Consider the following 20,149-nt stretch of genomic DNA (forward strand, 5'->3'; position numbering starts at 1 on the left):
CCGGATCAGGCCGACTGGAGATTGACCGCGGACGTCTTGCCGCGCTGGTCGGTCTCCAGGTCATAGGTGATCCGCTGGTCCTTGTTGAGCGTGCCCATTCCGGCGCGCTCGACGGCGGTGATGTGGACGAAGGCGTCGCCCGAGCCATCTTCATTCGAGATGAAGCCATAGCCCTTGTCGGTGTTGAAGAATTTTACGGTGCCGGTCGGCATGGGGTGTTTCCTTTCACGAAAACGAAAATTCCACCAGCAAAAGCACCGGTGGAGCTGGTAGCGTGTGAAGGGAAGTATCCGCCACGGAGGCATCTATTTTCCGTCGCAGGCGACGTTAGCGCGGACCATATGGAATATTTTCGGGCAAAAGTCAATTGGCGCCAGATTTATAGGGCAGGTTCCCTGGATACAGGACGCAATATTTCCAGTTATTTTATAGCGTCCTGTACGAATTGGAGCCCTTTTCGACCAATGCGGGTCGCCGTGATTGCGCCAGACAGCCCGCTGGCGAGGCGCGGCGCGCAGCAGGGGCTGGGTCCAGGGGCCGGTGCCCCTGCAAGCGATGCAACGCTGTCCAGCGGACTGTCCGGCACAACCGCACGGAGGCGGGCCGCACTGGAATTGCAAATTGACGCTCGAAGCGCGATATGTCATTTCCATTTTTTTCGAAATGAGGATTCGCCGATGAAAGCCGATGCAGCCGTCGATGCCTTGAGTGCTCTTGCGCAGGAGCATCGCCTCGCGCTGTTCCGTCTGCTCGTGCAGGCGGGAGAGGCTGGCCTGACGGCTGGTGTCATCGCTGAAAAACTGGGCGTTCCCAACAGCTCGCTGTCGTTTCATCTTGCGCAGCTGCGCAAAGCCGGGCTGGTCTTGCAGCAGCGACAGCATCGTTCGATCATCTATCGGGCGAACTATTCGGCGATGAATGCGCTGGTCGCCTACCTTATGGAAAATTGCTGTGCCGGCACCGCCGATTGCGGCGCTGCCACGACTTGTGGCACCCCTGCACAGGAAAGGGAAAGTGCGTGAAACATCTGCACGTCCGTCCGAAGTCGATCGGTGCGGCATGACCCAAATGTTCAACGTCCTGTTCCTTTGCACCGGCAATTCGGCGCGTTCGATCCTGGCCGAAGCGATCCTGAACCGCGAAGGTGCGGGCCGGTTCAAAGCTTTTTCGGCCGGCAGCTTTCCAAAGGGCGAGGTGCATCCAGCCGCTTTGGCGCTGCTCGGCGAGCTCGACTATCCGGTCAAAGGCTATCGCTCCAAGAGCTGGGAGGAATTTGCGGCGCCCGATGCGCCTCCGCTCGATTTCATCTTCACCGTTTGCGACAATGCCGCCGGGGAAGTTTGCCCTATCTGGCCGGGCAAGCCGGTGGCGGCGCATTGGGGGGTCGAAGATCCCGCAGCCGTCGAGGGCGAGGGGCAGCGCGAAGCATTTTGGCAAGCCTATCTGGCGCTCAAGCGGCGCATCGACCTGCTCATTGCGCTTCCGCTGGAGAGCCTTGATGAATTGAGCGTTGCGGAAAGCTTGCGCGCTATCGGCAGGACGGCTGACGAGGAGGCCGCGCTTGGCTGACGCCGCTTCGCTGGGACGGCGCGTGGCGGCAGAGGGAGTGGGCGCTTTCTTTCTGTTCGCGTGCGTCATCGGGTCGGGTATCATGGCCCAGGCCTTGGCCGGCGGGAACAATGGCGTCGCGTTGCTCGCCAACACGATAGCGACCGGAGCGATTCTGTTCGTGCTGATTACCATGCTCGGCCCGATTTCAGGGGCACATTTCAATCCGGCGGTGACGCTGGTTGCCGCAATGCGACGCGATTTGCCGTGGCTGGACGCCGCCGCCTATCTCGCCGCCCAATTCGCGCTGGGGATTGCCGGCGCGTGGGCCGCGCACCTGATGTTCGACCTGCCGACCATACAATTTTCCGCCAAGGTCAGAACCGGCCTGGGCCAGTGGGCTGGCGAATTCATTGCGACCTTCGGACTCGTGATGACGATCCTCGGGACGGTCCGGCACAAGCCGCAGGCCGTGGCGGCATCGGTCGCGCTCTACATAATGGCGGCTTACTGGTTCACTTCGTCAACGAGCTTTGCCAATCCGGCCATCACGGTAGCGCGCAGCCTGTCCGACACGTTCGCGGGCATCGCGCCGCATGACGTGCCGGCCTTTCTGGCGGCGCAGATCGCCGGAGCGATTGTCGCCAGCCGCGTTGCGGCCTTGCTATTCCGGCCTTCCAGCTAGGCCCCGTTCGCCGCGGACAAAATCGCCCGCACGCTTGCCGTCGCGACGTCGGTGTCGAGGCCGCAGCCGAAGAGGCTCTTTCCGTCCCCCGTCCGGCATTCGACATAGGCGGCGGCTTGCACATTGCTGCCCTGGCCGATCGCGTGCTCGCTATAGTCGACGATGTCCATCAGCGGGCCGCCGGACTCGGCCAGCGCGGCGATGACGCTGCTCATCAGGCCGTTGCCGCGGCCGCTGACGCTGCGTTCGCTGCCGTCTATGGTGAGCTTGCCGGCGAAGATGCGGTCGGGGCCGCTGTGCGTTTCGGTCCAGTCGACGAGCTGGAAGCGCTTGCCGTCGGTGGCCAGATAGGTGGCCTCGAACGCCTGCCAGATGTCGTCGGCGGCGAGTTCGCGGCTCGTTTCGTCGGCGACCGCCTGGACGATGTGGCTGAAGCTCGCCTGCATCTTTTTGGGGAGCTTGAGGCCCTTGTCCTGTTCGAGCACCCACGCGACGCCGCCCTTGCCCGACTGGCTGTTGACGCGGATCACCGCTTCGTAGCTGCGCCCCAGGTCGGCGGGGTCGATGGGGAGGTAGGGGACTTCCCATTTTTCGTCATTCTGGCGCAGCCTCGCGGCGAAGCCTTTCTTGATCGCGTCCTGATGGCTGCCCGAAAAGGCGGTGTAGACGAGCTCGCCGCCATAGGGGTGGCGCGGGTGGACGGGGAGCTGGTTGCAATATTCGACCGTCCGGATCACCTCGTCGATATCCGAGAAGTCGAGTTCGGGATCGACGCCCTGCGTGTACATGTTGAGCGCGATGGTGACGAGGCAGGTGTTGCCGGTGCGCTCGCCATTGCCGAACAGGCAGCCCTCGACGCGGTCGGCGCCCGCGAGCAGGCCCAGCTCGGCCGCAGCGACGCCGGTGCCGCGGTCGTTGTGGGTGTGCAAGCTGATGATCGCCGCCTCGCGGTTGGGGAGGTGCTTGGCGAAATATTCGATCTGGTCGGCGTAGATGTTCGGGGTCGCCGCCTCGACCGTCGCGGGAAGGTTGAGGATGATCGGATTGTCGGCGGTGGGCTGCAATATGTCCATCACCGCGGCGCAGCATTCGATGCTGAAATCGAGCTCGGCGGTCGAAAAGGTTTCGGGGCTGTATTCGAAGCGCCAATCGGTGCCGGGCAGGCGCGCGGCATTGTCGCGCAGCTGCTTTGCGCCCTCGACCGCGATCGCCTTGATGTCGGCCATCTCCATGTTGAAGACGATGCGGCGCCATGCGGGACTGACCGCATTATAGAGGTGGACGATCGCGGTGCGGGCGCCCTCGAGGCTGTCGAAGCTGGTGCGGATCAGGTCGGCGCGCGCCTGCGTCAGCACCTGCGGCGTGACGTCGTCGGGGATGCGGCCCGAGCGCACGAGATTCTGGATATAGTCGAAGTCGGTCGCGCCGCTTGCCGGAAAGCCGACCTCGATCTCCTTCAATCCGCATTTCACGAGCAGGTCGAAGAAGCGGGTCTTTTTCTCCGCATCCATCGGGTCGATCAGCGCCTGATTGCCGTCGCGCAGGTCGGTCGAGAGCCAGATCGGCGCCCTGGTGATCGTGCGGCCGGGCCACTCGCGCGTTGCGAGCGGGACTTGCGGAAAAGGCCGGTATTTGGCCGAGGGGTCGCGGAGCATGGGCATGGTTCGGGTTTCTTCTGCGGTCTGAATGATCGGTGCGGTGGTCGGTGGAGCCCTTGGGCGCGTGGCCCGCCGCTAGTCGCGCAGGCCGAACGTCACGCCCAAGGGCGTGTAAGTCGCAGAAGCAGAAGGCCGCGCATGTGCATGGCAGCGTCCATGATGCAAAATGTCGCGCTTGGCAAGGGGTGTGTGGGAAAATTTCGTGGGAGGGACGTCGCCCCCCTTCGTCATGCTGAAACAAGTTGGCGATTATCCCTATTGCATCCGTATGCTCCGTCATTGCGAGCGAAGCGAAGCAATCCAGCGTGTGCGTAAACCGCTCTAGATTGCTTCGCTTCGCTCGCAATGACGAAATCCGGAATAGGGATGCGAAGGGGATAATCGCCAAACAAGTTCAGGGTGACGTCGCGTTATAGACTGGGATGCCGGAAAATGTCGCCGGGCCGCGGGTGGACGCGCGGCCCGGCGCAGGCTCCAGGGGATCGTCAGGCGTCCTCGTTGTCGCGCAGCGCGGTTTCGTCCTCGCCGTCGTCATCTTCGTCGTCGAGGTCGTCGTCCTCGTCCCACGGTTCGAAGACTTCGTCCTCGACCATATTGTCGATGGCGTGGATGCGGACGCCGAGCAGCCAGTCCTCGATTTCGCCCTCCCACGCCGCCTCGACAGGGGTGAGGGCGTCGGTGGCGCCGCCCGCGGGGCGGTCGCCGACGAGGTCGAAATCCTGCACGCCGTCCTCGGGCGGGGTGATATAGACATGGGGTTCGAGCCGGACGTTGCTCCAGCCGCCGGTGGGGGCGAGACCCTCGGCCTCGACGGTCAGCAGGGGGTTTTCGTCGTCGCCGGAGAGGAAGGCGGCGACCTCGACGATTTCGCGTACCAATTCGCTCATAAGACGGGGCTCCTCGCGAAAATGGGCGGGACCCTTCTTCCGGCCCCGCCCGCGAGTCTAACCGGCGCGTGTGACAGATTGATGCGTTACTTCTTTTCGAAGGCGGCGGTGATTTCGAGCTCGACCTCGTCGCCGACCAGCGGGACGCCGAAGCCGAGGCCGAAGTCGCTGCGTTTGATCGTCGCCTCGGCTTCGAACCCGACGGTCTCGACATTGCTCATCGGCGCGGGGCCGGCGCCGGTGAAATCGACGTCGAGCGTCACGGGTTTCGTCACGCCGTTGAGGGTGAGGTTGCCGGTGACCTTGGCCTCGTCGCCTTCTTCATCGACGACCACCGCGGTCGAGACGAAGCGCGCCGGCGCGGGGTCGGCGCCGAAGAAGTCGGGCTTGCTGCCGTCCTTGCCGGCACGGAGCAGATGGTCCTTGAGCCCCGCGCTCGCGACGGTGACGCTGGCGATCGGGATCGTCACGTCGACCTTGGCCGCGGCGGGATTCTTCGGGTCGAGCGTCAGCGTGCCGGTGACGTCGCCGAAGATGCCGAAATAATCGTTGAAGCCCAGATGGTTGAGCCGCCAGCCGACGAGGCTGTGGTGCGGGTCGGCCTGATAGGTGCCGCCGGTGACGCGCGCGGCGTCCTTCGCGCCGGGGGCTTCGGTCGGCATTTGCGCGAGCAAGGGCACGGCGAGGAGGAGGGGAAGGGCGAGGAGGGAGGCGGCTTTACGCATGGACGAACACTCCTTGGCTGGGGAGCGCGAGGCTATGCGAGCCGGGGGCGCCGCGTCAATCGTCGGCGCTTTCCTGCTCGATCAGCCGGCGTTCCTCGAACCATTCGCGCATCGCCTTGGCCATGCAGCCGGTGTAGCCATAGGAGCCGACCGGCGAGCAGCCGCCGGGACGGCCGACGCTCGCGACCGTCTGGTCATATTCCTCGACCGCGGCGCCCCACGCGCTGCCGCGATTGGCCTTTTGGTCCTCCGCTGCCTCGCGCAGCGGCTTGGGGACGCGGTAGCGTTCGGATTCGGGCTCCTGCGCGCAGACGACGATCTCGTCGCTCGTCGTCTCGGGACATTCCTCGTCGCCATAGGTGATGAGGATCGAGATGCGCTCGGCGCCGTCGGCGCTGGGAGCGGGGGTCGTCTGGTCCTGCGCCGATACGGGTGAGCCGAACGCCAGCGCGACGAGCGCGAGCAGGGGGACGGGTTTCATGGTCATCATATAAGTCCTCGTACCGTCCCGGCAACGGGTGGTAGCGAAGGCCGATGAACCTGAGCCGAACGGCGATTGTCATCACCAACGCGTCATTGCGAGCGAAGCGAAGCAATCCAGAGTGCGCGTAAACCGCTCTGGATTGCTTCCCCCGGCGTTCGCCGGGCTCGCAATGACGAGGGAAAGCTAGGCGACCATATCGAGCGAGGCGGCGATCGCGTCCCAGACGTGCGCAAGCTCGCCGGCGCCCGTGCAATAGGGGGGCATGACATAGACGGTGTTGCCGAGCGGCCGGATCAGCGCGCCGCGTTCGCGGTAGAATGCGGCAAGGCGCGGGGCGAGCGAGGAGAGATAGCCGCTTTCGGGCTGGACGATGTCGAACGCGGCGATCGTGCCGAGCTGGCGGGGGTTCCGGGTGCGCGGGTCGGCGGCGAGCATCGCGAGATGCGCGCCCTGCGCTTCGGTCAGCGCGTCGATGCGCGCCTGCACCGGCTCGTCGCGCCAGATTGCGAGATTGGCGTTCGCGGCGGCGCAGGCGATCGGGTTCGCGGTGTAGCTACTCGAATGATAGAAGAGCCGCGCGCGGTCGGTCGACAGATGCGCGGCGAAGATCGGCTCGATGCACAAGGTCACCGCGAGCGGCATCGCGCCGCCGGTGAGGCCTTTCGACAGGCAGACGATGTCGGGGATGACGCCTGCGCGATCGCAGGCAAAGCGGGTGCCGGTGCGGCCCCAGCCGGTCATCACCTCGTCGGCGATGAAGAGGACGCCGTGGCGTGCGCAGATCGCGCGCATCTCGGCGAGCGCCCATGCGGGATAGATCAGCATCCCGCCCGCGCCGAGGATCAAGGGTTCGACGATGAAGGCGGCGGGTTTTTCAGCGCAGGCGGCGTCGAGCGCGTCGAGCGTGTCCTGCTCGCGCCCTGCGGCAGGGAAAGGGATGGTGCCGACGTCGAACAGCAACGGCTGATAGGGCCGGTTGAACACGCCGCGCGCGCCGACCGACATCGCGCCGATCGTGTCGCCGTGATAACTGTGTTCGAGGACGAGGATGCGGTGCCGATCCTCGCCGATGTTCGAAAAATAGCCGAGCGCCATCTTGAGCGCGACCTCGACGCTGGTGGAACCCGAGTCCGAGAAAAAGACGCGGGTGAGCGGGTCGGGGGTGATGCGGATCAGCTCGGCGGCGAGGCTTTCGGCGGGCTCGTGGGTCCAGCCGGCGAAGATCAGCTGGTCGAGCCGTTCGGTCTGGTCGCGGATCGCCGCCATGATGCGCGGGTTGGCATGGCCGTGGGTGGTGACCCACCAGCTCGAGATCGCGTCGATCCAGCTGTTGCCCTCGGCGTCATAGAGGCGTGCCCCCTCGGCGCGGTCGATCAGCGGGATCGGCTCGCCGAGGCCGTGCTGGGTGAAGGGGTGCCAGACGGGGGAGGGGGTCTTCGGCTTCATCATCTCTCTCGTCATTCCCGCGAAAGCGGGAATCCAGCTTTCTTCATACCTTTTCTTTGCGCCTTTGCGCCTTTGCGTGAGATTTTTCGAGTCTCACGCAAAGGCGCAAAGGCGCAAAGAAGGAAAAAGCTGGATTCCCGCTTTCGCGGGAATGCTGAAGATTAAAGGAAGTCGGCGGGGTCGAAGTTCGCTTTGAATGCGTCTGCCAGCGTTTCGCTTGTCAGCGGATCGATGATCGGCAACCGGCCCAACCTGCGAACGCCGCTGATTTCCGAAATGATCGCTTCGCTGTCCTCGGCCGCGTCGCCGATGAAGGCGATGCCGTGGATAGGCACGGCGCGGGCTTTCAGCGCCTCGATCGTCAGCAGGCTGTGGTTGATCGTGCCGAGCGCGGTGCGTGCGCAGACGATCACCGGCACCTGCCAGCGCGCGAAGAGGTCGGCGTAGAGGAGGGTGCGCGTCACCGGGACGAGCGCGCCGCCCGCGCCTTCGATCAACAGGTCGCCGGGGGGCGGGACGAGCGCGTGCGCGTCGATGGTCACGCCGTCGATCTCGGCGGCGAGGTGCGGCGAGGCGGGGGTGACGAGGCGCCAGGCTTCGGGGTGGATCGGGACGCCGGCGAGGCGCGCGACGGCTTCGCTGTCGCTTTCGTCTTCGATGCCCGACTGGATCGGCTTCCAATAGGGAAGGCCGAGCGCGCCGGCGAGCGCGGCGGAAAAAACGGTCTTGCCGATGCCGGTGTCGGTGCCGGTGACGATGAAGCGGGTGGTCATGCCGCGGCCATGGCGGCGGCGAGCGCGTCGGTCATCGCGTCGATGTCGCTTTCCTGGACATTGAGGGTGATCGCGAGGCGCAGCCGCGCGGTGCCGTGCGGGACCGTCGGCGGGCGGATGCCGCGAATGTCGAAGCCGGCGGCCTGCATCGCGCCCGCAACGCGCATCGTGCGCGCATTGTCGCCGATGACGACGGGAAGGATCTGGCTGCCGCTGGACGGCAAGCCGAGTGCGGCGAGGCGCGTTTCGGCGTGGCGGATGCGCGCGTGGAGCAGCGCCTGCCGTTCGGGCTCGTTCGCGACGATCTCGAGCGCCTGACGGACGAGGAAGGCGATCAGCGGCGACGGCGCGGTCGAAAAGATGAAGGGGCGGCCGCGGTTGATCAGAAACTCGCGAACGATTTGCGGGCCGCAGAGCAGGGCGCCTTCGCAGCCCAGCGCCTTGCCGCAGGTGTGCAGGGTGATGAGATTGTCGCGCGTGCCGAGGCCGTGCGCGAGCCCCTGGCCGTCGGGGCCGAAAACGCCGGTTGCGTGCGCTTCGTCGACGACCAGCACCGCGTCGTGGCGGCCCGCGACCGCGGCGAGATCGGCGAGCGGGGCGCGGTCGCCGTCCATCGAATAGAGGCTTTCGACCGCGATCCACGGCGTGCCGGTGCCGCCGCCGCGGCGCCAGCGCGCGATCATGTCGTCGACGCTCTGCGCGTCGTTGTGGCGCGCGTCGACGCGGCCGGCGCGGCCGAGCTTCATCCCGTCGTGCGCGCTCGCATGGATCAGTTCGTCGTGGACGATCAGGTCGCCGCGCTGCGGCAGCGTCGCGAACAGCGCGGCGTTGGCGGCGAAGCCGGTCGGGAAGAAGAGCGCCGCCTCGCTGCCGTAATGGCGCGCGGCATGCGCCTCGAGCGCTTCATGCTCGGCGTGATTGCCGCGCAGCAGGCGCGAGCCGCCCGAGCCCGCGGGGAGGCCGCGCGCGATCCCCTCGGCGAGTGCGCCGCGGAGTGCGTCGGAATTTGCGAGCGCGAGATAGTCGTTCGAGGCGAAATCCCGGCCCGCGCGCGCGATGAGCCCGCGGCGGCGATCGTCCGCGGCGAGCGCGGCGAGGTCGGCGCGGTGGGCGCTGAAGGGGGCGTTCGCCATCATCACTCCTGTTCGTCATCCCCGCGAAAGCGGGGATCCAGCTTTTTCCTTTCTTCTTCGTGCCTTCGTGCCTTTGTGTGAGGCCAAAAAATCTCACACAAAGGCACAAAGGCACGAAGAAAGGAGCAAAGAAGGAAGCTGGATCCCCGCTTTCGCGGGGATGACGAAAATTGGAATCGCAGCCTAGTTGACCGCCTTATCCACCAGCTTGTTCTTGGCGATCCACGGCATCATCGCGCGCAGCTTTTCGCCGGTCTGTTCGATCGGGTGCGCGGCGGCGGCCTTGCGGCTCGCCTTGAGTTCGGGCTGGCCGGCCTGATTGTCGAGGACGAAATCCTTGACGAAGCGGCCCGAGGTGATGTCGGCGAGGACGCGCTTCATTTCGGCCTTGGTCGCGTCGGTGATGATGCGCGGGCCGGTCTTGATATCGCCATATTCGGCGGTGTTCGAGATCGAATAGCGCATGTTCGCGATGCCGCCTTCATAGAGGAGGTCGACGATCAGCTTGGTTTCGTGGAGGCATTCGAAATAGGCCATTTCGGGGGCGTAGCCCGCCTCGACCAGCGTTTCGAACCCCGCCTGAATGAGGTGGGTGATGCCGCCGCAGAGCACCGCCTGTTCGCCGAACAGGTCGGTCTCGCACTCTTCCTTGAAGCTGGTTTCGATGATGCCGCTGCGGCCGCCGCCGACGGCAGACGCATAGGAAAGGGCGATCGCCTTGGCATTACCGCTCTTGTCCTGGTCGACCGCGATCAGGCAGGGGACGCCGCCGCCGCGCTGATATTCGCTGCGCACCGTATGGCCGGGGCCTTTCGGGGCGACCATGAAGACGTCGATGTCGGCGCGCGGTTCGATGAGGCCGAAATGGACGTTGAGGCCGTGGGCGAAAGCAAGCGCGGCGCCGGGCTTCATATTGTCGGCGAGGTCGTCGGCATAGATTTTCGCCTGATGCTCGTCGGGGGCGGCGATCATGATGACGTCGGCCCACGCCGCCGCCTCTTTGTTCGACAGGACGCGAAAGCCCGCGCCTTCGGCCTTTTTCGCGGTCGCCGAACCGGGGCGCAGCGCGATCGCGACCTCCTTGACCCCGCTGTCGCGCAGATTCTGCGCATGGGCGTGGCCCTGGCTGCCATAGCCGAGGATGGCGACCTTTTTGCCCTTGATCAGATCCTGGTCGGTGTCGCGATCGTAGTAAACCTGCATGTCATTTCTTCCCTACAGCGTGTCCCCGCGAAGGCGGGGACCCATTTGACGTGGACTGGACCCCCGCCTTCGCGGGGGAACACGAAAAGGACTAAAGCGCCTCCGGCCCGCGGGCGATGGCGACGACGCCGGTGCGGCCGACCTCGACCAGTCCGCATTCGCGCATCAGGGCGACGAAGCGGTCGACCTTGTCGCTCGATCCGGTGATTTCGAAGATGAAGCTGGTCAGCGTCGTGTCGACGACCTTGGCGCGGAAGACGTCGGCCATGCGCAGCGCCTCGATCCGCTTGTCGCCGGTGCCCGCGACCTTCACCAGCGCGATCTCGCGCTCGACATGCGCCATGCCGGCGTCGGTGAGGTCGGTGACCTTGTGGACGGGGACGAGCCGGTCGAGCTGCGCGATGATCTGGTCGATCACCGGCGGCGGGCCGTTGGTGACGATGGTGATGCGGCTGAGCGCATGGTCGGGCGTGATGTCCGCCACCGTCAGGCTTTCGATATTATAGCCGCGCGCGGTGAACAGGCCGGTGATCTTGGCGAGCACGCCGGCTTCATTGTCCACGGTGACGGCGAGCACGTGGCGCTCGCCTGCTTCGGTTGTGATTTTCATGGGCTTAAACCAGCGCTTTCGCTTCGTCGTCCATCGTGCCGGTGACATCGCTCGGCTGAAGGATCATTTCGGTGTGCGCCGCCCCCGACGGGATCATCGGGAAGCAGTTGGCGAGTTTGGCGACGCGGCAGTCGACGATCACCGGGCCGGGCGTGTCGATCATTTTCGCGATGCCCTCCTCGAGCTGACCCAGCGTGTCGATCCTGAGGCCGGTCCAGCCATAGGCCGCGGCGAGCTGGACGAAATCGGGCAGGCTGTCCGAATAGCTGTTCGAATAGCGGCTTTCGTAGGTCAACTCCTGCCACTGGCGGACCATCCCCATCCATTCATTGTTGAGGATGAAGATCTTCACCGGCAGGCGATATTGGCTGACCGTCGCCATTTCCTGGATGTTCATCTGGAGCGAGGCTTCGCCCGCGATGCACACGACGAGGCGGCCCGGGTGCGCGATCTGGGCGCCGACCGCGGCGGGGAAGCCATAGCCCATCGTGCCGAGCCCGCCCGAGGTGAGCCAGCGGTTCGGCGCCGAAAAGCCGAAATGCTGCGCCGCCCACATCTGATGCTGGCCGACCTCGGTGGTGATGATCGGGTCGCGGCCGCGCGTCGCATCGAACAAGGCCTTGATCGCGCGCTGCGGCATGATCTCGGCGCCCGGCTCCTTCTTTTCGGGGAAGTCGAGGCAGCGCGTCGCGCGCCAGCCGTCGATGCGGCGCCACCATTCGCCGAGGTCGCGCGCCCTGTGGCCCTTCGCGCCCCAGGCGTCGATCAGAGCGTCGAGCGCGCGGCCCGCGTCGGCGAGGATCGCGACGTCGACGGGGACGATCTTGTTGATCGACGATCGGTCGATGTCGATGTGGATCTTCTTCGCCTCAGGCGCGAAGGCGTCGAGGCGGCCGGTGACGCGGTCGTCGAAGCGCGCGCCGACCGCGACGATCAGGTCGGCGCGGTTCATCGCCATATTCGCCTCGAACGTCCCGTGCATCCCGAGCATCCCGAGCCACTTCGGATCGTCCGAAGGAAAGGCGCCGAGCCCCATCAGCGTCGAGGTGATCGGCGCGCCGGTCAGGCCGACGAGCTTGCGCAGCGCCGCGCTCGCGTCGGGGCCGGCGTTGATGACGCCGCCGCCGGTGTAGAAGACCGGGCGTTCGGCCGCGGCGATCAGCGCGATCGCGGCGTCGATCGCCTGCGGATCGGGTTCGACCTGCGGGCGATAGCTTTGGTGGTCGATCGTCTCGGGCATCGAATAGCTGCCGGTTGCGACCTGCACATTCTTTGGAATGTCGATCACCACCGGGCCGGGACGGCCGTGGGTCGCGATATAGAAGGCTTCGTGCAGGATCGGGCCGAGCCGATCGGGGTCCATCACCAGATAATTATGCTTGGTACAGTGGCGCGTGATGCCGACCGTATCGCATTCCTGAAAGGCGTCGGTGCCGATCAGGTTCGTCGGCACCTGGCCGGTGAGCACGATCATCGGGATCGAATCGAGCAGCGCATCGGTGATGCCGGTGACCGCATTGGTCGCGCCGGGCCCGGAGGTGACGAGCACGACGCCGGGCTTGCCGGTCGAGCGCGCATAGCCCTCCGCCGCATGGGTCGCCGCCTGTTCGTGGCGGACGAGGACATGCTTGATCGTCGGATGATTGAAGAGCGCGTCGTAGATCGGAAGGACCGCACCGCCCGGATAGCCGAACACCGTATCGACCCCGAGGTCGACCAGCGCCTGAACCACCATGTCGGCACCGCTCATTTCCGTCACGACTTGTCTCCTTCCTTCTCCCGCGCACGCGCGCGGCGGGCGCAGCTTGTGCGCTGCAACAGGGTTGCGGGCAATAGGTGTATGATTCTATCCTGTCAACAGCTTATCGTGTAATAATATTGCTAATTGGTCAATGGAATCGACTGATAATGACTCCGGGTGGCGCGGCCATTCGCAGGGAGGCTGATGGCGGAACCACGTATATTGGCGCTTTGCATATTGGCGCGTCGCCGCCTGGGCGCGTTCGAGCGCTTCGTCCTCGGAAATGTCGCCGCTCAGAAAGGCGGCGATCTGCGGCACGCCGATCGCGCGCATCACCGGAAGGTCGGGGTCGAGCGCGCGTGCGAGGAGGGCTTCGACCTCCTCGCACGCGCCGCGCCGGAACATCTGGATCAGCCGCGTGTCGCAGCGCTCGCGCAGCCAGTCGCGCGGCGGCAGCAGGATCAGCGGGGCAAGGTCGACGTCGCCGGCGATCCCGCCCTCGCGCGCCTCTTGCCAGTCGGCGAGCGTGCGGCCGGTCGACCGCACGACCTCGAGCGCGCGCGCGACGCGGGCGGTGTCGGCGGGGGCGAGCCGCGCCGCCGCCGCGGGGTCGAGCGCCGCGAGCGCCGCATGGGCGTCGGCGACGTCCATCGCACGCACCTCGGCGCGCACGGCCGGGTCGATGCCGGGAACCGGGGCGATGCCGAAGAGCAGGGTTCGGAGGTAGAGGCCGGTGCCGCCGACGAGGATCGGCACCTCCTCATCCTCCCACGCGCGGGCGAGCGCGCGGCGCGCGTCGGCGGCCCAGCGCGCGGCATTACAGGCCTCGGCGCCGTCGACATAGCCAAAGAGGCGGTGCGGCACGCCCTCCATTTCGGCGGCGTCGGGACGCGCCGACAGGATGGCGAGATCGCGATAAACCTGACTCGCGTCGGCATTGATGACTTGCGCCCGCCCCAGCCGATGGGCCAAAGCGACGGCGAGGGCCGACTTGCCGCTCGCGGTGGGGCCGGCGATCAGCGCGAGCCGCGGCCGCGCGCCCGAAGAGACAGAAGGAGACGCCATGTTCGTAGCGACGCTGATAGCAGCCGGAAAGCTGACGGGCGAGGTGGTACGCGAGGCGATCGACCGACTCGCGGCGACCGGGCACGAAGTGGGGGCGCCGCACTGGCTCGACGAGGGCGACGCCGCCGACATCGTCTTTCACGGCAGCCTGGTCAGCGCGCGGCGCGAGCTTGCGAAGATGGACCATGGCGAACTCGACATCGTGGTGCAGCCGCTCGGCGACCGGACCAAGAAGCTGATCGTCGCCGACATGGATTCGACGATGATCACCGTCGAATGCATCGACGAACTCGCCGACTATGCCGGCATCAAGGCCGAAGTCGCGGCGATCACGCAGAAGGCGATGCGCGGCGAGGTCGATTTCCGCGGCGCACTGTTCGAGCGCGTCGCGCTGCTCGGCGGGATGGCCGAAGGCGTGCTCGCCGAATGCCGGATGGAGCGCGTGCGGCTGACCCGCGGCGCGCGCACGCTCGTTCAGACGATGAAGGCGCATGGTGCCCGGTCGGTGCTCGTCACGGGCGGCTTTACGGCGTTCGCGAACCCGGTGGGCGAAGCGATCGGTTTCGACCGCGTGGTCGCGAACGAGCTGGTCGTTGAGCATGGCAAGCTGACGGGCATGGTCGCCGAGCCGGTCGTCGACAAGGATGCGAAGCTTGAGGCGCTGAAAAGCGAGGCGGCGAAGCACGGCCTGCCGCTCGCCGAGACGCTGGCGGTCGGCGACGGTGCGAACGATATTCCGATGATCACCGCGGCGGGGCTCGGCATCGCCTATCACCCGCATCAGGCGGCGGCGGATGCGGCCGACGCGGCGATCCGCCACCATGATCTGACCGCGCTGCTGTGGGCGCAGGGCTATTCGCGGCGCCAGTGGGTGCTGGGGTAGGACGTGTCGATCCTCCCCATCGCTGCGCGACAGGGAGGATCGAACAAGGCTTCGTCCCCCCAACGCATAGCTATGCCCTGTTGCATCGCGGCGGGGGGCGTTACAATCGCTCGCTCGCGGCAAATTGCGCGCAAGGGAGAGTCATGAGCACGTCGATCGTCACCGTCGATATCGGGGGAACCCACGCGCGCTTCGCGATCGCCGAAATCGAGAGCGGGCGCTGCGTCACGCTGGGCGAGGCGACGACGTTGCATACCGAGGATCATGCGAGCTTCCAGACCGCGTGGCAGGATTTCGAACAGCGGCAGGGCGGCACGCTGCCGCGCAAGGTCGCGATGGCGGTCGCGGGGCCGGCGACCGGCGACATCATCCGCTTCACCAACAATCCGTGGATCATCCGCCCGGCGCTGATCCGCGAGAAGCTGAACGTCGACGATTATGTACTCGTCAACGATTTCGAGGCGGTCGGCCATGCGGTGGCGCAGGCCGACGCGCGCTATTTCGAGCCGCTGTGCGGCCCCGAGGCGCCGCTGCCCGAGACCGGCACGATCAGCGTCATCGGGCCGGGCACCGGTCTGGGCGTCGCGCATGTCTGGCGCGATGGCGACGAATATCGCGTCCAGGCGACCGAGGGCGGGCATATCGACTTCGCGCCGCTCGACAGCATCGAGGATGCGATCCTCGCGCGGCTGCGCAAGCGCCACCGGCGCGTGTCGGTCGAGCGCATCGTGTCGGGACCGGGCATCGTCGACATCTTCGAAACGCTCGCCGCGATGGAAGGGCGCGCGGTCGTCCAGGAAGAGGACAAGGCGATCTGGACGCGCGGCATGGAGCAGAAGGACAGCCTCGCCGCGGCGGCGGTCGACCGCTTCTGCCTGTCACTGGGCAGCGTCGCGGGCGACCTGGCGCTGGCGCAGGGGGCGAGCGGGGTGGTGATCGCCGGCGGGCTGGGGCTGCGCATCCGCGAGCATCTGGTCCGCTCGGGCTTTCCCGAACGCTTCGTGTCGAAGGGACGGTTCGAGAATTTCATGGCGGCGATCCCGGTCAAGCTGATCACCCACCCGCAGCCGGGGCTGTTCGGCGCGGCGGCGGCGTTCGCGCGGGCGCATCGGTAAGGGCGTGCCGGCCGCGGGCGGTTTCGGGGGCCCGGAGGTGGGCGCCTTCGCGTGAGGCGTTTTTTTTCGTCGGTTGCGGACGAAGCGCCGATTAGACCCCCCGATCAGGTCGGCGCCTGTTCCTTTTGCATCCGTATGCCCGATTCGTCATTGCGAGCGAAGCGAAGCAATCCAGAGTTGGTCGCGCGACTCTGGATTGCTTCGCTTCGCTCGCAATGACGGAGTAACGGCTGGAAGAGGGATAAACGTCGATCAAGTCCGGGCGGTCGGTGCGAGTGATGGTGCGGCGTCGGAAGGCATCGACAGCGCGGGCGAAGTGGGCCAACTATTCGGCAACCCGATTCTGGTCCTTAGCGGAAAGCCCAAGTCCCTATGCCCTCCGGTCTTTTTGCCCTGCTCGACGATGTCGCGACGATCGCCAAGGTCGCGGCGGCGAGCATCGACGATGTGAGCGCCGCGGCGTCGAAGGCGGGGGTGAAGGCGGCGGGGGTCGTCGTCGACGATACGGCGGTGACGCCGCGCTATGTCACCGGCTTTACCCCCGACCGCGAGCTACCGATCATCTGGCGGATCACCAAGGGGTCGCTGTTCAACAAGCTGGTGCTGATCCTGCCCGCGCTGCTGCTGCTTTCGACGCTCGCGCCGTGGGCGATCACGCCGCTGTTGATGCTCGGCGGGGCCTATCTGTGCTTCGAGGGCGCCGAGAAGGTGATCCAGTCGCTGCACAAGGACGAGGCGACGCTGGCCGAACATGCGGTCGAGGTCGCGGACAAGGGCCATGAGGAGGCGATGGTAAAGGGGGCGGTGCGCACCGACTTCATCCTGTCGGCCGAAATCATGGTGATCGCGCTCAACGAAGTGCTGGACGAACATCTGGCGATGCGCGGCGCGACGCTCGCGGTCGTCGCGGTGCTGATCACCGTCGCGGTCTATGGCGTCGTCGGGCTGATCGTGAAGATGGATGACATCGGGCTGCACATGGCGAAGGAAGGGTCGCGCGGGCGGCGGGCCGTGGGCCGCTGGCTCGTTGCGGTGATGCCGAAGCTGCTTGCCGCGCTCGCGGCAATCGGCACCGCGGCGATGCTGTGGGTCGGCGGGCAGATTTTCCTGCACGGGCTCGACGAATATCACATCGGCGGGCTCGGCCATGCGCTGCACGATTTCGCGCATAAGGCGGGCGGTGGCCTGCCGCTCGGCGGGGCGTGGGAGTGGGCGATCGGCGCGGCGGGCGCGGGGCTGTTCGGGCTGTTGCTGGGCGGCGTGATCGCGGGCATTTTGCATGTCTTGCCGGGAAAGAAGGGCGGGCATTAGAATGCCTGAACCCCTCCCCTTCAGGGGAGGGGCAGCGAGACTTGCCAGCTTGCTGGCCAGTCGCAGCGGGGTGGGGCCTGTCGGTCTGGCGAAGCGCCGGTTCGACAGGCCCCACCCCAACCCCTCCCCTGAAGGGGAGGGGCTTAAGGAGCTCATATGCAAGGCGAAAACGACCCGCTCGCGGCCTTCTGGATGCCCTTTACCGCGAACCGCGCCTATAAGGCCGCACCGCGCCAGCTCGTGTCGGCGCGCGGTATGTATTACCGCAGCGCCGACGGGCGCGAGATCCTCGACGCAACCGCGGGGCTGTGGTGCTGCAACGCCGGGCATTGCCGCGCCGAGATCGTCGAGGCGATCGCGACGACGGCGGCGACGCTCGATTTCGCGCCGACCTTTCAGCTCGGCCACCCGCTGCCGTTCGAGCTGGCGCAGCGGCTCGCGGCGCTGATGCCCGCGGGGCTCGACCGGATTTTCTTCACGAACAGCGGATCGGAGTCGGTCGATACCGCGCTCAAGATCGCGCTCGCGGTGCAGCGCGCGAGGGGGGAGGGGACGCGCACGCGGCTGATCGGGCGCGAGCGCGGCTATCATGGCGTCGGCTTCGGCGGGATCAGCGTCGGCGGGATCGGCAATAATCGGCGCGCTTTCGGGAGCGGGCTGCCCGGCGCCGGCCATCTGCGGCATACGCATGATCCTGTGCGCAATGCCTTTTCGCGCGGTTTTCCGGCGCACGGAGCGGAGCTGGCCGACGATCTGCAGCGGCTGGTCGACCTGCACGGCGCCGAGACGATCGCGGCGGTGATCGTCGAACCGATGGCGGGATCGACGGGGGTGCTGGTGCCGCCCGCCGGCTATCTGGGGCGGCTGCGCGAGATTTGCGATCGCCATGGCATCTTGCTGATCTTCGACGAGGTCATCACCGGCTTCGGGCGCGTCGGCGCGGCGACCGCGGCCGAGGCGTGGGGGGTGACGCCCGACATCATCACCATGGCGAAGGGGCTGACCAATGCCGCGGTGCCGATGGGCGCGGTCGCGGTGCGGCGCGCGCTGCACGATGCGGTGATCGACGCGGCGCCGGGCGGGATCGAGCTGTTCCACGGCTATACCTATTCGGGGCATCCGCTCGCCGCGGCGGCGGGGCTCGCGGCGCTCGATCTCTATGCGCGCGAGGGGCTGTTCGCACGCGCGGCCGAACTGGCGCCCCATTGGGAAGAGGCGGTGCATGGGCTGAAGGGCGCGCGGCACGTCATCGACATTCGCAACATCGGCCTCGTCGCCGGGATCGAACTCGAACCGCGCGAGGGGGCGCCCGGCGCGCGGGCGATGGAGCTGTTCCACGCCGCTTTCGATGCCGGGCTGCTGATCCGCGTGACGGGCGACATCGTCGCGCTGTCGCCGCCGCTGATCGTCGAGCGCGAGCAGATCGACGCGATGGTGGGGATGTTGGGGGCGTTGCTTGACGGGGTTGCGTGACGGGGCGTGACGGCCGCTTTCGGGCGATACCGGTCGTAGGGATAAGGAAGCCCCTCCGCTGAAGGGGAGGGGCTTAATCGGATCGCAACGTCCGCTTCCCACCCCCTGAAACCGCCGCCGCTCAATGCCCCTCGCTCAGCGGAAACGCCAGCGAGACGCGGGTGCCCTTGCCGAGTTCGCTTTCGATGTCGAGCTGGCCCTGATGGCGTTCGCCGATATGCTTGACGATCGCGAGGCCGAGCCCGGTGCCGCCGACCGAGCGGCTGCGCGCTTCGTCGACGCGGTAGAAGCGTTCGGTGAGGCGCGGGATATGGTCGGGGGCGATGCCGTCGCCCTGATCGGTCACGGCGAAGCGCGCGCGCTTGCCTTCGCGCGCGAGTTCGACCGTCACCGGGGTGCCGGCGTGGCCGTATTTCATCGCGTTCGAGATGATGTTGTGCGCGAGCTGGCCGAGCTGCGCGGCGTCGCCGAGCATCGGCAGCGGCGCATCGCCGAGCTTTGCGACGATGTCCTTCGCGCGCGCTGCCTCGCTGTCGCGGAGCTGCGCGATCGTCGTTTGCACGATCTCGCGCAGGTCGACCTCGGCGGTCGGACGGCGAAAACGGTCGGCCTCGACACGCGAGATCGAGAGCAGGTCGATCACCAGCTGTTGCATCCGCCGTGCCTCGCGGTCGATGATCGACAGGAAGCGGTGACGGATTTCGCCGTTCGCCTCGCCGTTCATGTCCTGCAAGGTTTCGACATAGCCGAGGATCGCGGCGAGCGGGGTGCGCAGTTCGTGGCTGGCATTGGCGACGAAGTCCGACCGCATCCGGTCGGCGGCGTCGAGCGCCGAGCGGTCGGAGAGGAAGATGATCCGGTCGCCGCCTGACAGCGCGGCGATGCGCATCGTCCAGCGCTGGCCGGGGCGCGGGAAGTCGACGAGGTTGATCGTGTGGAGCTCGGCGCTGTCCTTCGCCTCGGCGAGCCATTCGGTCGCCGCGGGATGGCGGATCGCGGTGCGGATGTCGGCGCCGACGATATGGCGGCCGAGCAGGCGGATCGCCGCATCATTGGCGACGGTGACGATATTGTCGACGGTGCCGAGCAGCGGGTCGGTTTCCTGATCGGCCCAGCGCGCGAAATCGGGGTGGCGGAGCAGCGACGGCGGCTGGGCGGCAAGCGGCGACTCGGGCGGCTCGAGGGGCGATTCGGCCGCGACGGCGGGCGTTGCCGCATGGACGATCGCCGCAGCGGCGAGACCCGCGAGCGTCAGGATAGCGATCGTCGCGGCGTCACCGCCCGCCAGCGCCGCAAAGATCGCCGCGACGCCAAGCAGCGTCAGCGCGATGACCAGGCTGGACAGGCGGTCGAACATCGTGCCTGCGCGTCGCACGCGCCGCGCGCCCGTGCAAGCCCGTTCGCGCGGG

The 20,149-nt window shown here is 66.7% G+C and carries 20 protein-coding genes; 7 read left to right on the top strand and 13 right to left on the bottom strand.

Annotation, left to right across the window (positions count from 1 at the left end; genetic code table 11):
* Positions 1-5 precede the first annotated feature (5 nt).
* A complete protein-coding gene (locus CHB69_RS01615; protein WP_089214228.1) occupies positions 6-212 on the bottom strand; it encodes a cold-shock protein in 207 nt (68 codons plus the stop codon).
* A gap of 465 nt (positions 213-677) precedes the next feature.
* Here CHB69_RS01615 and CHB69_RS01620 point away from each other — a divergent pair, with 465 nt between their 5' ends.
* From CHB69_RS01620 to CHB69_RS01630, 3 genes are read left to right on the top strand one after another with little or no spacing between them, the layout of a single operon-like run.
* Entirely contained in the window at positions 678-1,022 is a 345-nt protein-coding gene (locus tag CHB69_RS01620) for an ArsR/SmtB family transcription factor (RefSeq protein WP_089214229.1), read from the top strand.
* A gap of 37 nt (positions 1,023-1,059) precedes the next feature.
* Positions 1,060-1,569 (top strand): arsenate reductase ArsC, encoded by a 510-nt coding sequence (locus CHB69_RS01625; RefSeq protein WP_089214230.1) that lies wholly within the window; start codon positions 1,060-1,062, stop codon positions 1,567-1,569.
* Positions 1,562-2,233, top strand: a complete 672-nt coding sequence (locus tag CHB69_RS01630) for an aquaporin (protein WP_425442390.1) — start codon at positions 1,562-1,564, stop codon at positions 2,231-2,233. The genes CHB69_RS01625 and CHB69_RS01630 overlap by 8 nt, the downstream gene beginning before the upstream one ends.
* Here the strand turns inward: CHB69_RS01630 and leuA are convergent.
* The 11 genes from leuA to miaA form a co-directional block, all read right to left on the bottom strand.
* A complete protein-coding gene (gene leuA / locus CHB69_RS01635; RefSeq protein ID WP_089214231.1) occupies positions 2,230-3,894 on the bottom strand; it encodes a 2-isopropylmalate synthase in 1,665 nt (554 codons plus the stop codon). The genes CHB69_RS01630 and leuA overlap by 4 nt on opposite strands.
* Positions 3,895-4,376: 482 nt before the next feature.
* Positions 4,377-4,778 carry a hypothetical protein gene (locus CHB69_RS01640; protein ID WP_089214232.1) on the bottom strand — a complete coding sequence of 134 codons (402 nt, stop codon included), beginning with the start codon at positions 4,776-4,778 and terminating at the stop codon, positions 4,377-4,379.
* 86 nt (positions 4,779-4,864) lie between these two features.
* Positions 4,865-5,503 (bottom strand): YceI family protein, encoded by a 639-nt coding sequence (locus CHB69_RS01645; RefSeq protein WP_089214233.1) that lies wholly within the window; start codon positions 5,501-5,503, stop codon positions 4,865-4,867.
* 55 nt (positions 5,504-5,558) lie between these two features.
* Positions 5,559-5,993: a hypothetical protein gene (locus CHB69_RS01650; protein WP_089214234.1), complete on the bottom strand. Its 435-nt coding sequence runs from the start codon at positions 5,991-5,993 to the stop codon at positions 5,559-5,561.
* Between the two features lie 177 nt (positions 5,994-6,170).
* Entirely contained in the window at positions 6,171-7,436 is a 1,266-nt protein-coding gene (locus tag CHB69_RS01655; RefSeq protein WP_245836433.1) for an adenosylmethionine--8-amino-7-oxononanoate transaminase, read from the bottom strand.
* Between the two features lie 158 nt (positions 7,437-7,594).
* On the bottom strand, positions 7,595-8,206 hold the full coding sequence (gene bioD / locus CHB69_RS01660) for a dethiobiotin synthase (protein ID WP_089214235.1): 612 nt from the start codon (positions 8,204-8,206) through the stop codon (positions 7,595-7,597).
* Positions 8,203-9,342 carry an 8-amino-7-oxononanoate synthase gene (locus tag CHB69_RS01665; protein ID WP_245836434.1) on the bottom strand — a complete coding sequence of 380 codons (1,140 nt, stop codon included), beginning with the start codon at positions 9,340-9,342 and terminating at the stop codon, positions 8,203-8,205. The genes bioD and CHB69_RS01665 overlap by 4 nt, the downstream gene beginning before the upstream one ends.
* 180 nt (positions 9,343-9,522) lie before the next feature.
* Positions 9,523-10,542 carry a ketol-acid reductoisomerase gene (ilvC, locus tag CHB69_RS01670; protein WP_089214237.1) on the bottom strand — a complete coding sequence of 340 codons (1,020 nt, stop codon included), beginning with the start codon at positions 10,540-10,542 and terminating at the stop codon, positions 9,523-9,525.
* Positions 10,543-10,633: 91 nt separating this feature from the next.
* Complete coding sequence (gene ilvN / locus CHB69_RS01675) at positions 10,634-11,152, bottom strand: acetolactate synthase small subunit (RefSeq protein ID WP_089214238.1); 519 nt, start codon at positions 11,150-11,152, stop codon at positions 10,634-10,636.
* 4 nt (positions 11,153-11,156) lie between these two features.
* Positions 11,157-12,911 carry a biosynthetic-type acetolactate synthase large subunit gene (gene ilvB, locus CHB69_RS01680; protein WP_170935398.1) on the bottom strand — a complete coding sequence of 585 codons (1,755 nt, stop codon included), beginning with the start codon at positions 12,909-12,911 and terminating at the stop codon, positions 11,157-11,159.
* A gap of 87 nt (positions 12,912-12,998) precedes the next feature.
* Positions 12,999-13,958, bottom strand: coding sequence for a tRNA (adenosine(37)-N6)-dimethylallyltransferase MiaA (gene miaA, locus CHB69_RS01685; RefSeq protein WP_089214240.1), 960 nt, complete (start codon positions 13,956-13,958; stop codon positions 12,999-13,001).
* Here miaA and serB point away from each other — a divergent pair.
* From serB to aptA, 4 genes are all read left to right on the top strand, one after another.
* The gene (gene serB / locus CHB69_RS01690) at positions 13,957-14,841 is read left to right on the top strand and encodes a phosphoserine phosphatase SerB (RefSeq protein ID WP_089214736.1); all 885 of its coding nucleotides are present in this window, start codon (positions 13,957-13,959) and stop codon (positions 14,839-14,841) included. The two genes, miaA and serB, sit on opposite strands and share 2 nt — an antisense overlap.
* 143 nt (positions 14,842-14,984) lie before the next feature.
* Positions 14,985-15,956 carry a glucokinase gene (gene glk / locus CHB69_RS01695; RefSeq protein WP_089214241.1) on the top strand — a complete coding sequence of 324 codons (972 nt, stop codon included), beginning with the start codon at positions 14,985-14,987 and terminating at the stop codon, positions 15,954-15,956.
* 372 nt (positions 15,957-16,328) lie between these two features.
* Positions 16,329-17,267, top strand: coding sequence for a DUF808 domain-containing protein (locus CHB69_RS01700; RefSeq protein ID WP_089214242.1), 939 nt, complete (start codon positions 16,329-16,331; stop codon positions 17,265-17,267).
* Between the two features lie 156 nt (positions 17,268-17,423).
* Positions 17,424-18,740, top strand: a complete 1,317-nt coding sequence (gene aptA / locus CHB69_RS01705) for an omega-aminotransferase AptA (RefSeq protein WP_089214243.1) — start codon at positions 17,424-17,426, stop codon at positions 18,738-18,740.
* Positions 18,741-18,861: 121 nt separating this feature from the next.
* On the opposite strand, the gene CHB69_RS01710 is transcribed toward aptA, so the two are convergent.
* Positions 18,862-20,115: an ATP-binding protein gene (locus tag CHB69_RS01710; RefSeq protein ID WP_245836435.1), complete on the bottom strand. Its 1,254-nt coding sequence runs from the start codon at positions 20,113-20,115 to the stop codon at positions 18,862-18,864.
* Between the last annotated feature and the right edge of the window lie 34 nt (positions 20,116-20,149).

It is taken from the genome of Sphingopyxis indica (assembly GCF_900188185.1).
GTDB lineage: Bacteria > Pseudomonadota > Alphaproteobacteria > Sphingomonadales > Sphingomonadaceae > Sphingopyxis > Sphingopyxis indica.